Genomic DNA, 12,086 nt, shown 5'->3' on the forward strand with positions numbered 1-12,086 from the left:
CCGCCGGACTGGCCCTCGGCGCGGGCGGCTACGCCCTCGCCGTGCCGGGCCCGCGGCAGCAGCCGGCCGACGGCGTCCCCGCGACCGCGCTCGGCAGCACGGCGGTGGCCTTCCACGGCGCGCACCAGGCCGGGATCGTCGAGCCGATGCAGTCCTCCCTGCACGCGACCGCCTTCGACCTCACCCCCGGGACCGCGCGCACCGGCCTCGCCTCTCTGATGAAGCGCTGGTCCAAGGCGGCCGCGGCGATGGCGGAGGGCAGGACCCCGCCCGGCCTGACGGACGACCAGGTCGCCCTCGACGCCGGTCCGAGCTCACTCACCGTCACCTTCGGCTTCGGCGCCGCCGTCTTCGCCAAGGCCGGGCTGACGGCGCAGCTGCCGGGACAGCTCGCGGCGCTGCCGCCGTTCCCCGAGGACCGCCTCGACCGCTCCCGCAGCGACGGCGACCTGTGGGTGCAGGTCTGCGCGAACGACCCGCTGGTCGCCTTCCACGCGATGCGCACCCTCCAGCGCCTCGCCGCCGGTCAGGCCGCCCCGCGCTGGCAGATGACCGGCTTCAGCCGCGCCCCCGGCGCGACGGCGCGGCCGATGACGGGCCGCAACCTGATGGGCCAGATCGACGGCACCAACAACCCCAAGCCGAGCGACGAGGACTTCGCCTCCCGGGTCTTCGTCCCCGCGAGCGGGCAGCCCGCGTGGATGGCGGGCGGCAGCTACGCCGTCTTCCGGCGGATCCGGATGCTGCTGGACGTCTGGGACCAGCAGTCCCCGGAGATCCAGGAGCGGACCATCGGCCGTCGCAAGGCGTCCGGCGCGCCGCTGTCGGGAGGCACCGAGACCACGCCGGTCGACCTGACCAAGCAGAACCCGGACGGCTCGCTCGCCGTCCCCGGCGACGCGCACATCCGCGTGGCCGCCCCCGCCTCCAACCAGGGCGCGGCGATGCTGCGGCGCGGCTACTCGTACCACGACGGGTTCCGGCCCGACGGCGCGCCGGACGCGGGGCTGCTCTTCGTCTGCTTCCAGTCCGACCCGCAGACGGGGTTCGTCCCCGTGCAGCGGAAGCTGGCGCGCGGCGACGCGCTGTCCCGGTTCGTCGTGCACGAGTCCTCCGGGCTCTACGCGGTCCCGGGCGGGGCGGCGCCGGACGGCTACGTGGGGCAGGCGCTGCTGGAGGGTTAGCCGTTTTCCGTCCCAGCTCGCAAGACCAGGAGTCCTGCCGGGCGGCCAGTCGTTAACGTTACGTCCGTGCCGTATGCAGCTTGGGAGGTCGCCGTGTCCGCGAACCGATTCACCTACCTCGGTCCGGAGGGCACCTTCACCGAGGCCGCGCTGCGGACGCTGCCCGAGGCGGCCACCCGGGAGCTGGTTCCGGCGGTTTCCGTGCCCGCCGCGCTGGACGCCGTGCGCGGCGGCGAGGCGGCCGCCGCGCTCGTGCCGATCGAGAACTCGGTCGAGGGCGGCATCCGGCAGACCATGGACGAGCTGGCCCAGGGCGAGCCGCTGATGATCTACCGCGAGGTGCTGCTGCCGATCTCCTTCGCGCTGCTGGTCCGGCCCGGGACGAAGCTGGAGGACGTGAAGACCGTCACCGGCCATCCGGCGGCCCAGCCACAGGTGCGGCACTGGATGGCGGAGAACCTGCCGGACGCGGACTGGGAGTCGGCGGCGTCCAACGCCGACGGCGCGCGGCTGGTGCAGGAGGGGCGGTACGACGGCGCGTTCGCGGGCGCGTTCGCCGCTCCGCTGTACCACCTGGAGCCGCTGGCGAAGGAGATCCACGACGCCGCGAACGCGACGACCCGCTTCGTCTTGGTCGGCCGTCCGGGGCGGCCGCCGGCGCCGACGGGCCGGGACAAGACCTCGGCCGTGTTCTGGCTGGCGGACGACCACCCCGGCGCGCTGCTGGAGCTGCTGCAGGAGTTCGCCGTGCGCGGGGTGAACCTGATGCGCATCGAGTCCCGCCCGACGGGCGAGGGGCTGGGCAAGTACTGCTTCGCCGCCGACGCGGAGGGCCACATCACGGACCGCCGGGTGAGCGAGGCGCTGATGGGCCTGCACCGGATCTGCCCGCAGGTGCGGTTGCTGGGCTCGTACCCGCGCGCGGACGCGGTGCCGGCGACGGTGCGTCCGGGCACGTCCGACGCGGAGTTCGCCCGCGCCTCGGACTGGCTGTCCCGCGCTCTGGACGGCCGCGGCGAGCTGTAGTCCCCTGCGGTCGGCCGTCGGTGTTCCACACCCTCGGCCGGCTTATCCACAGGCGGGCCGGTTATCCACAGCCTGGGGATCCGCCGCAGGGCCGCGCGAGATCCGGCGAATCTCCCCTTGTGGCCCCCAAAGCCTTCAGAACAGGCAAGTCGGACATATAGGGATTCCGAGCGTCAGTTTCCCCAAAGTCCCCTTCGCGGACCCAAAAAATGACGTCCCTGGCCGCCAACTCAAGGTTTAGCGAGCTCAGAGGCGTGATTACCCACAATCCACAGGGCCTCCGAGCGCCCTGTGGATAAAGCGGGGATATCCACAAGCCTTCCCAGTCAGGCGTCCGGGAAGTTGATGGAGTAGCCCTGCTGGATCAGCCACGGCAGCAGCTGGCCCAGGGCCGCCACGGTCTGGCTGCGGTCGCCTCCGGCGTCGTGCATCAGAATGATCGAGCCGGGCCGCACGTTCTTCTTCACGTCGGCCACGATCGAAGCCACGCCGGGCCGCTTCCAGTCATTGGTGTCGATGCTCCAGGCGAGCGGACGCAGTCCGTTCTTCGCGGATATCCCGCGGATCTCGGGAGTGAAATCCCCACCCGGCGCACGGAACCAGCTGACCTGGGTTCCCGGGCCGCCCGCCGCCTCGATCATCTGCTTCGCGCCGACGATCTCGTTCGTCTCGTAGGCGAGACCACGCTTCGACATCGCCTCGTTGTGGTGGACCGAGTGGTCGCACAGCCGGTCGCCGGCCGCGAGGATCCGCTTCACCACGGCCGGGGCCGCCTGGGCCTCGGGGCCTATCTCGCAGAACGTCGCGTGCGCGTTGTACCTGGCCAGCAGCGCGAGGATCTGCGGCGTCCACCGCGGGCTCGGACCGTCGTCGAAGGTGAGCGCGACGGTCTTCTCGCCGCCCGGGTGGGCGATGTAGTACTCCAGGTCCTTGCTGACCGTCTCCGTCCCGCTGGACGGGACCGTGTCACCGGAGGTGCTCTTCGGGTCCGGGGAGGCACTCGCCGTGCCGCCGCTCCTGGCCCCGTCGTTGCTCGCCCCCTGCGCACCGGCGCCCCCGCCGCAGGCGGAGAGAGCCAGCACCGCCGCCAGCACCGCTCCCGCCGCCGCCACCGCACGCGTCCTCATGCCTGTCCCACCTTCCGTTCACCGTTCGCAGGTTGTCGTCTGCCGAACAACTGTCGCAGCCCTGAAAGCGTGGTCAGAGCGATCTCACAGCTTTGACGTGGCCCCGGGACGAAGATGTGACAAAGCAGACCCGGCGGCTGTGAGTCCGCTCACCCCTCTGCGGGCCCGGTACTCTCATTACGTGATTGACCTTCGCCTGCTTCGCGTGGACCCGGACCGTGTGCGTGCCTCCCAGCGCGCCCGAGGTGAGGACGTCGAGCTCGTCGACGCCCTGCTCGCCGCCGACGAGCGGCAGCGATCGTCCAGTTCCCGCTTCGACGAACTGCGCAACGAGCAGCGGCAGCTGGGCAAGCAGGTGGCGCAGGCCAAGGGCGACGAGAAGGCCGCCCTGCTGGAGCGCACCAAGGAGCTGTCCGGCGAGGTCAAGGCCGCCAACGCCGAGCAGACCGAGGCCGAGGCCGAGGTGCAGCGCCTGCTGGGTGGGCTGGCCAACCTGCTCGACCCGGCGGCCCCGATCGGCGGCGAGGAGGACTTCGTCACCCTCGAGGAGGTCGGCACCCCGCGCGACTTCGGCGCGGAGGGCTTCGAGCCGCGCGACCACGTCGAGTTGGGCAAGCTCCTCGGCGCGATCGACACCGAGCGCGCCGCCAAGGTCTCCGGCTCGCGCTTCTACTACCTGACCGGCGTCGGCGCGCTGCTGGAGCTCGCCCTGGTCAACATGGCGGTCGCGCAGGCCACCGAGGCCGGCTTCATCCCGATGATCACCCCCGCGCTGGTCAAGCCGCGGGCGATGGAGGGCACCGGCTTCCTCGGCCAGGCCGCGGAGAACGTCTTCCACCTCCCGGAGGACGACTTCTACCTGGTCGGCACCTCCGAGGTGCCGCTCGCCGCCTACCACATGGACGAGATCCTCGACGCGGACCAGCTGCCGCTGCGCTACGCCGGGTTCTCCCCCTGCTTCCGCCGCGAGGCCGGCACCTACGGCAAGGACACCCGCGGCATCATCCGCGTCCACCAGTTCGACAAGGTGGAGATGTTCTCCTACGTCGCACCGGAGGACGCGGAGGCGGAGCACAAGCGCCTGCTGCAGTGGGAGAAGGACTTCCTGAACAAGCTCGGCCTCGCCTACCGCGTCATCGACGTGGCCTCGGGCGACCTGGGCGCGTCCGCGATGCGCAAGTACGACATCGAGGCGTGGATCCCGACCCAGGGCAAGTACCGCGAGCTGACCTCGACGTCCAACTGCGGTGAGTTCCAGGCGCGTCGCCTGGGCATCCGGATGCGCGGCGAGGAGGGCAACCGCCCGCTGGCCACGCTGAACGGCACGCTGTGCGCGGTGCCGCGCACCATCGTGGCGCTCCTGGAGACGCACCAGCTGGCCGACGGCTCCGTCGTCGTGCCGGAGGCGCTGCGGCCGTACCTGGGCGGGCGCGAGGTGCTCACCCCGGTCGGCAAGTGAGCGCCGGCGCCAGCTGAGAGAGAGTCAGACCACGTGAGCTCCGCCCCGCGGCCGTTCGACCTGATCGCGACCGACCTGGACGGGACGCTGCTGCGCGACGACCACACCGTCTCGCCGCGCACCCGGCGGACCCTTTCGGCCGTGCAGGCCGTCGGGGCGCAGCACATCGTGGTGACCGGGCGCTCCGCGCGCTGGACCCGGCCGACCCTGGACGCGATCGGCTACACCGGCCTCGCGGTCTGCGGCCAGGGCGGCCAGCTCTACGACGCGGGCGCGCACCGGCTGGTGACGTCGGTCACCTTGGACCGTCAGGTGGCCGCCCTCGCCCTCGCCAAGGCGGAGGCGGAGGTCGGCCCGATGGCCGTCGCCGTGGTGCAGGACGGCCTGGAGGGCGATGTGCTCTTCGACCGGACCTACGACATGCCCTCGGCCGGGGAGCGGCTGGCCGCGCCGGAGCCGGTCGCCGACCTGGCGGAACTGTGGGCCAAGCCGCTGAGCCGGGTGCTGGTGCAGCACAAGCTCCTGTCCGACGACGAGCTCGCGGCCGCCGTCGGCGCGGCCGCGAGCGGCCTGGTGACGGTCGTGCTGTCCGGGCAGGGCTTCGTGGAGCTGCTGCCGCTCGGCCTGTCCAAGGCGACCGGGCTGAAGCTGGCCTCCGCTCGCCTGGGCACGGCGAGGGACCGGACCGTGGCCTTCGGCGACATGCCGAACGACATACCGATGTTCGGCTGGGCCGGCCATGCCGTGGCGATGGCCAACGCCCACACGGAGCTGAAGGCCGTCGCGGACGAGATCACGCTGAGCAACGAGGAGGACGGCGTCGCCCTCGCTCTGGAGCGAATTTTCCAGCTCTGAGTCTTGTTAACATGGTGCGGAGATACCTCACCAGGAAGGCAAGGCGGAGCAATGGCGATGGGCGATGCGGTGCTCGTCGACGCCGTGCTGATCGACCTGGCCGAGCTGATCGACGCGAACATCAAGCGTCCGGAGAGCTGACGCCGCGCGCCTCGTGCGCATGCCGGCCCTCTCCCGCTCCTTCTTCTTGTTCGTCTGAGGCTCACCCATGTCCCGCTCCGTGCTCGACACGCCCGTTTCGTATGCCTCCGCACCTTCTGCGGCCTCGCGGCTGACCCGCGTACTCGCCCATCCGGCGGCTGCGCTCGTCGGCATCCTGCTCGTCTCGCTGAACATGCGCGCCGCCGTCTCCGCGGTCTCCCCCCTGCTCGGCGACGTCAGCAGCCACTACGGCCTCTCCGCCACGGCGGGCGGCCTGCTGACCACCATCCCGGTGCTGATGATGGGTTCGGTCGCGCCGCTCGCGGCCCGGTTGAACCGCAGGATCGGCCCCGAGCGCGTGGTCGCGCTCGCGCTGCTGACGCTGGTGGCCGGGATCGTGCTGCGCGTCCTGCCCGGGACGTGGGCCCTGTTCGCCGGCAGCCTGGTGTTGGGGGCGGCGATCGCCCTCCTCAACGTCACCATGCCGGGCCTGGTCAAGCGTGACTTCCCGGAGCGCGCGGCGGCGATGACCGGCGTCTACACCACGTCCATGATCGTCGGTGCGACGCTGGCGGCCGCGCTGAGCGTCCCGCTGGAGCACGCCTTCGGCGGCTGGGCCGGCTCGATGGCCTCGTGGTCCGTACTGGCGGCCTTCGCCTTCCTCGCCTGGCTGCCGCAGCTGGCCGCCGCCAAGCGCCCGCAGACTGCGGCGCCGACCGGGACCGCCGCCAAGGTCCCGGGGCTGTGGCGGCACCCGCTGGCCTGGCAGCTCGCGGTGTTCATGGGCATCCAGTCGCTGCTCTCCTACACCCTGATCGCCTGGCTGCCGACGATCCTCACCACGCAGGGCATGGACCGCGGCACGGCCGGTGCCGTGTTCGCGGTCAGCTCGCTGGTGCAGATCCCGGCCGCGTTCTTCGTGCCGCTGACGGCCGGCCGGACCGACAACCAGCGGGCCCTGGTGGCCATGATGGTGGGCTCGATGGCCACCGGCGTGGCGGGCCTGCTGGTCGCGCCGACGGCCGCGGCCTGGCTCTGGGCGATCCTCATCGGCATCGCGCAGGGCGGCGGCTTCGGCCTGGCCATGGCGATGATCGTGCTGCGCAGCGGGTCCGCTCAGGTGGCCGCGCAGCTGAGCGGGATGTCGCAGCTGGTGGGCTACTTCATCGCGGCCGTCGGCCCGGTGGGCTTCGGCGCGCTGCACCAGACGACGGGCGGCTGGGTGCTCCCGCTGGGGATGCTGCTCGGCTGCTGCGCGATCGGCCTGACCGCCGGCCTCGGCGCGGGCCGGAAGCTGGTCCTCTCCGCCTGACCGAACCGGTACGAAGCAACGCCAAGGACCCGCCCGCCGTACACGGACGCTTCACGGGGCGTGGGTATCGTCGCGCGGGACCCTACTGGTCGAGACCGGAGCAGCCCGCATGGGCCTGGCTACTCGCGGCCGGCCTCTACCTGCTCTGCTTCGCCTGGCCGTCGGTCGCCTACTCCGACCCCCCGCCGGGCCCGTGCTCCCGGGCGGCCTGATCTGGCTGGTCCCCTACGGCCCCCGCAACGCGGAGTACCACCGGCACGGCCTCCAGCACCTCACCGGGAACCTCTACCCGCTGCTCGGGACGCTGCTGTTGGCGGCCCTGGCCGTGGCACACCTGCCAGGGGCGCGGTGGCCCGCGCCCCTGCGTCGTGCGACCGCCTCACTCCTCTCCCGCGAGGGTCAGCCTGGTCAGCCGTGACGACGCCAACCACGCGCCGCCCAGGGTGGCGACGATCAGCAGCGGCACGGCCGTCGGCAGGTGGACCGAGGAACTGATCACCCCCGGGGAGGCGATCTTCTCCCCGATCGACAGCGCCCACTGGTGCACGCTCAAGGTCTGCGCGCCGGGGACGTACTGCCCGACGACCGTCTCCCACAGCAGCGCGTACATCAGGCCCCAGACCACCGCGTGGCGGGAGACCACGCCCAGGAGCAGGAAGAGCGCGCTGTAGGCGATCCCGGCGATCAGCGCCGCGACGGTGAACCCCAAGGTGAGGTTCTCGAAGGTGCCGAAGAGGATCAGCCCGGCGAAGTACGTCGGCAGCGCCGCGAAGACGACCGAGCAGCCCACGGCGACGACGAGCTTGGAGGTGATGATCTTCCACCGCGGCTGCGGCTTGGACAGCAGGTAGATGATCGAGCCGTCGTCGATCTCGGGCCCGATCGCGCCCGTTCCGGCGACGAGGCCGACGAGCGGGACCATCGTGCCCAGGGCGAGGCCGCCGAGGACGTTGGAGGCCGTGCTCTCGTCCTGGCCGGCGATGGCGCGGACCAGGGCGGAGAGGGCGAGCAGCAGGACGGGCAGCGCCAGCAGCAGGAGGCCCCGGCGGCGGCCGAGCAGGCCGCGTGCGGTCAGCCGGGCGACGGTGACGTTCATGGTGGGGTCTTGGCCTTCCCTAGCGTGGCTACTTGGCGGCGACGAGGTAGGAGAAGACGCTCTCCAACGACTCGTCGGCCGGGGAGACGGTCAGCAAGCGGATGCCTGCCTCCTTGGCGACGCGCGGCACCAGCTCGGTGAACCGGTAGAAGTCCACCGCCTGGACCTGCAGCTGTTGCTCCTTCAGGTCCAGCTCGATGCCGGCCGTGGACGCGTCGGCGATCAGCGCGGCGGCGAGCGCGCGGTCGTCGCTGGAACGGACGGTGTACCGGTGCGGGCGGTCCGTCATCAGGCGGCGGATCTTGCGGTAGTCCCCGGAGGCGGCGTGACGGCCTGCCACGATCACCTCGATGTGGCGGGCGAGCTGCTCGACCTCCTCCAGGATGTGGGAGGAGAACAGCACCGTGCGGCCCTCCGCCCCGAACCGGCGCAGCAGCTCCATCAGCTGCATCCGCTGACGCGGGTCCATGCCGTTGAACGGCTCGTCCAGCAGCAGCACCGCCGGGTCGTGGACGAGGGCCGAGGCCATCTTCACGCGCTGCTTCATGCCCTTGCTGTACGTGGAGACCTGGCGGTCCTGCGCGTACTCCATCTCCACCGTGGCGAGCGCGCGCTGGGCGGCGGCGCCCGGATCGGGCAGGTCGTGCAGCTCGGCGTTGGCGAGGACGAAGTCCCAGCCGGTGAGGAAGTCGTACATGGCCTCGCGCTCGGGCACGAGCCCGATCTGCTTGTAGGCCAGCTGGTTCTTCCAGATGGGAGCGCCGTCGAGGGTGACGGAGCCGGAGGACGGCGGCAGGAAGCCGCTCATCATGTGGATCAGTGTGGACTTGCCGGCGCCGTTCGGCCCCAGCAGGCCGGTGACGCCGGGCTCGATCGTCATCGAGACGTCGTTGACCGCGACGACGTTGCCGAACCAGCGGGAGACCCGGTCGATGCTGACGGTGGTCATGTGCTGCCTCCTCAGATCTTCCGGTAGCGGCGGACGAGCAGGGCGAAGGTGCCGACGGCGAGCACCGCGATCTCGGCCAGGAAGACGACCCCGCCCAGCGTGGTGGGCATCTCCGCGACGTTACCGCGCAGCGGCAGGTCGAACATCCACGAGACCGTGGAGTCGATCAGGAAGCCCGGGTTGAGCATGGCGACCCAGAACGAAGCGGCCTGGTGGCCGGTGACGTGCAGGACGCCGCGCAGCGCGCCGGAGACGCCCGCCGAGACCATGAACAGCGCGATGATCGCGGCCACGCCGAAGCCCCGACGGGGCGTCAGTGAGGCGATGAGCAGCCCGAGCCCGGCGTAGACGAGCGAGTAGAACGCGGCCGCGACGACGCCGTAAGCGAAGTGCCTGGTGTTGTAGCCGAAGTCCATCGAGCCGAGCATCGAGCCGATCCACATGATCAGCATCGGCAGCATGGTGAGGATGAAGACGGCGGAGACCATCGCCGCGTACTTGGCCCGCACGTAGTCGCTGGAGCGCAGCGGGCGGGAGAAGTAGAGCGGGACCGTCATGAACCGCAGGTCCCGCGAGAGCAGCACCGGTGCCTGGGCGGCGGTGAAGACGGCGGTGACGAACTGCAGGTTGGTGAGGTACTGCGGGTAGTCGACGGGCAGCTTGCCCATCTTCACGTAGATCGAGACGGCCACGATGATCAGGGCGGGCACCGCCATGATCGCGGCCATGGCCATCGGCAGGATCTTGGACTTGCCGGACCGGCCCAGGCCGAAGGCGCCGCGCAGGCTGGAGGTGTAGAGCGAGCGGGTGGCGTAGCCGATGCCCAGCCGGGGGCCCTCGTAGTGGCGGTAGCCGATGTCGTGGATGACGTCGAGGCGGCCCTCGGGCGCGCGCGTCTCAGACATGAGCGGCCTCCTCGGCCTTGTCGGCGGCGCCCAGCGCGCCGGCGCCCGCGGCGAACACCTCGGAGATGTGGTGGCGGCGTTGCTCCAGCCGGACCAGACCGACGCCCAGCTCCGCGACGGCGTCGCGGATCACGTCGTAGACATCGTCCCCGTGCAGCTCCACCAGCAGGACGTGGCCGGAGTCGGCGCTGACCGTCAGCCCGGCCTCGGTCAGCCGCGCCCGCAGGGCGGCGTCCACGTCGAACCCCGGATCGTTCTGGCGCTCCGTCACCTCGACCGCCAGCAGTGAGGTGACGGCGGTCAGGTCCGCGGTGGAGGAGCTGCGCAGCAGCTTGCCGCCGTCGATGACGACGACGTGGTCGCAGGTGCGCTCCAGCTCGCCGAGCAGGTGAGAGGTGACCAGCACGGAGATGCCGAACTCGCGGTGGACGCGCCGGATCAGCTCCAGCATGTCGTCGCGGCCGACCGGATCCAGCCCGTTGGTCGGCTCGTCGAGCAGCACCAGCTGCGGATCGTGCACGAGGGCCTGGGCGAGCTTGACGCGCTGCTTCATGCCCGTCGAGTACGTGCCGATGGGGCGGTACCGCTCCTCGTACAGGCCGACGTGCCGCAGGATGTCGGCGGTGCGCTCGCGCGCTGCCGTCGCGGGCAGGCCCGACATCCGGGCCATGTGCACGACGAACTCCGTCGCGGACACGTCCGGCGGCAGACAGTCGTGTTCGGGCATGTAGCCCACCCGCTCGCGGATCGCGCCGCCCTCGGTGGCGACGTCGAGCCCGAGCACGCGGGCCGTGCCCTCGGTGGCCGGGGCCAGCCCCAGCAGGATCTTGATGAGAGTCGACTTACCCGCGCCGTTCGCCCCGACCAGGCCGACCACTCCGGGCTGCACCTCGACACTGAGGTGGTCCAGAGCGGTGACCCGGGGGAACCTCTTGGTGAGGTTATTCGTAGTGATGACAGCCACAGGACGACCCTAGCCACTCCGTGGCCCCGGTCACATCAGGTTCGTGGCTGACTTTTCCCTAGCCCAGGGATGTATCCGCGGGGGTCTTTCCCCTAGGGGATCCACCCCCGCGGCATCAGGGGTTCAGCCGCCCAGCAACTCCGTCTGCAGGGTCAGGGCCTGCTCGAAGTCGACCCGGTCGACCGCCTTGGGATTGGTCACCACCAGCAGCCCGGTGATCTCGTCGACCGCGAACGCGGCGGCGCGGACCGCCGGCCTGCCGCCCTTCGCCTGCACTGAGAGGTCCTGCGCGCTCGCCTGCACGCCGGAGTCGGCCGCGTCGAAGCTCGCGTCGGGCGCTTGCACCAGACGGTCCGCGCCGTACTCCATGTCGACCACGCTGGTGGCGGCCAACGGGCTGCGGAACGGCACCAGGTAGATCGCGACGTGCGTCCCGTCGGGCATGGTCCAGCCGGTGGCCGCGACCTGCCGCGCGCCGTTCTCCTGGAGCAGCTGGGCCTCGGTGGAGGGCGTGGTGAACAGCTTGACGAAGTCGTCCGTCGCCACCCAGCCCCTGCGCCCGGGAAGGGCCGGGTCGGGCTTGGCTCCGACCGCGTCGGGCAGGAGCAGCAGCCGGACGTCGCCGATCGCGTGCGGCACGGTCCCACCCGGCGCGCTCTGCGGCAGGCCGCTCTCGCCTGGCCCCGAGGCCCCCGGCGGCAGCTCGGGCAGTCGGAGTGCGGGGTAGGTGTAGCGGCCGTCGGACGGAGTCGTAAGGCCCGGCACGTCCGTGCGCTTCGGCGCCATCACCGCGAACGCGGTGCCGGCGCCCAGCCCGAGGCAGAGCACCGTCGCCGTCGTCCAGCGCAGGGCCGTCCGCAGCGACGGTCGCCGCTTGCGCGCGGCGGAGTCGGGCTCGGGGGCCGCGTCGGGTTCGGGGGCCGCGTCGGGTTCGGGGGCCGCGTCGGGCTCGGCCGCAGGCTCGGCGGCCTCGGACGCAGGCTCATCGGGCTCGGCCGCAGGCTCGGCGGCCTCGGCCGCAGGCTCGTCGGCCTCGGACGCAGGCTCGTCGGGCTCGGCCGCGGACTC

11 protein-coding genes and 1 pseudogene are annotated in these 12,086 nt (G+C 71.6%); 6 read left to right on the top strand and 6 right to left on the bottom strand.

Annotated features, from left to right (window positions below; all coding sequences use genetic code 11):
- Both efeB and pheA read left to right on the top strand, forming a co-directional pair.
- Window positions 1-1,184: iron uptake transporter deferrochelatase/peroxidase subunit (gene efeB / locus TR48_RS13645; protein WP_152627959.1), on the top strand; the 1,184-nt coding region annotated here is incomplete at its 5' end.
- Window positions 1,185-1,277: 93 nt separating this feature from the next.
- Window positions 1,278-2,210 carry a prephenate dehydratase gene (gene pheA / locus TR48_RS13650; RefSeq protein WP_042366587.1) on the top strand — a complete coding sequence of 311 codons (933 nt, stop codon included), beginning with the start codon at window positions 1,278-1,280 and terminating at the stop codon, window positions 2,208-2,210.
- A 326-nt stretch (window positions 2,211-2,536) separates the two neighbouring features.
- Here the strand turns inward: pheA and TR48_RS13655 are convergent, their stop codons facing one another.
- Window positions 2,537-3,337: a polysaccharide deacetylase family protein gene (locus TR48_RS13655; RefSeq protein WP_042366589.1), complete on the bottom strand. Its 801-nt coding sequence runs from the start codon at window positions 3,335-3,337 to the stop codon at window positions 2,537-2,539.
- 181 nt (window positions 3,338-3,518) lie between these two features.
- Here TR48_RS13655 and serS point away from each other — a divergent pair, with 181 nt between their 5' ends.
- The 4 genes from serS to TR48_RS41890 all read left to right on the top strand — a co-directional run bounded on the left by serS (window position 3,519) and on the right by TR48_RS41890 (window position 7,522).
- Entirely contained in the window at window positions 3,519-4,796 is a 1,278-nt protein-coding gene (serS, locus tag TR48_RS13660; protein ID WP_042366591.1) for a serine--tRNA ligase, read from the top strand.
- Between the two features lie 33 nt (window positions 4,797-4,829).
- On the top strand, window positions 4,830-5,651 hold the full coding sequence (locus tag TR48_RS13665; protein WP_042366595.1) for an HAD family hydrolase: 822 nt from the start codon (window positions 4,830-4,832) through the stop codon (window positions 5,649-5,651).
- A gap of 208 nt (window positions 5,652-5,859) precedes the next feature.
- The gene (locus TR48_RS13670; RefSeq protein WP_042366597.1) at window positions 5,860-7,104 is read left to right on the top strand and encodes a CynX/NimT family MFS transporter; all 1,245 of its coding nucleotides are present in this window, start codon (window positions 5,860-5,862) and stop codon (window positions 7,102-7,104) included.
- Between the two features lie 193 nt (window positions 7,105-7,297).
- Complete coding sequence (locus tag TR48_RS41890; RefSeq protein WP_042366599.1) at window positions 7,298-7,522, top strand: hypothetical protein; 225 nt, start codon at window positions 7,298-7,300, stop codon at window positions 7,520-7,522.
- Here TR48_RS41890 and TR48_RS13680 read toward each other — a convergent pair.
- The 5 genes and pseudogenes from TR48_RS13680 to TR48_RS38845 all read right to left on the bottom strand — a co-directional run.
- Complete coding sequence (locus TR48_RS13680; RefSeq protein WP_042366601.1) at window positions 7,484-8,200, bottom strand: ABC transporter permease; 717 nt, start codon at window positions 8,198-8,200, stop codon at window positions 7,484-7,486. The genes TR48_RS41890 and TR48_RS13680 overlap by 39 nt on opposite strands.
- Window positions 8,201-8,228: 28 nt before the next feature.
- Window positions 8,229-9,083 (bottom strand): annotated as a pseudogene (locus tag TR48_RS13685) (ABC transporter ATP-binding protein); the annotation flags it as partial.
- Window positions 9,084-9,160: 77 nt separating this feature from the next.
- Entirely contained in the window at window positions 9,161-10,054 is an 894-nt protein-coding gene (locus TR48_RS13690; RefSeq protein WP_042366604.1) for an ABC transporter permease, read from the bottom strand.
- Window positions 10,047-11,018: an ABC transporter ATP-binding protein gene (locus tag TR48_RS13695; protein ID WP_042366605.1), complete on the bottom strand. Its 972-nt coding sequence runs from the start codon at window positions 11,016-11,018 to the stop codon at window positions 10,047-10,049. The genes TR48_RS13690 and TR48_RS13695 overlap by 8 nt, the downstream gene beginning before the upstream one ends.
- Before the next feature lie 123 nt (window positions 11,019-11,141).
- Window positions 11,142-12,086 (bottom strand): hypothetical protein (locus TR48_RS38845; protein ID WP_052442652.1); only part of this gene is annotated, 945 nt, incomplete at its 5' end.

Origin of the sequence: Streptacidiphilus neutrinimicus (assembly GCF_000787815.1) — a bacterium.
Lineage (GTDB): Bacteria > Actinomycetota > Actinomycetes > Streptomycetales > Streptomycetaceae > Streptacidiphilus > Streptacidiphilus neutrinimicus.

What these genes read in the sequence shown, in the direction of transcription:
- TR48_RS13655 (WP_042366589.1), bottom strand. Translation starts at nt 3,337, where the DNA reads ATGAGGACGCGTGCGGTGGCGGCGGCGGGAGCGGTGCTGGCGGCGGTG.
- TR48_RS13690 (WP_042366604.1), bottom strand. Translation starts at nt 10,054, where the DNA reads ATGTCTGAGACGCGCGCGCCCGAGGGCCGCCTCGACGTCATCCACGAC.
- TR48_RS13670 (WP_042366597.1), top strand. Translation starts at nt 5,860, where the DNA reads ATGTCCCGCTCCGTGCTCGACACGCCCGTTTCGTATGCCTCCGCACCT.
- TR48_RS13680 (WP_042366601.1), bottom strand. Translation starts at nt 8,200, where the DNA reads ATGAACGTCACCGTCGCCCGGCTGACCGCACGCGGCCTGCTCGGCCGC.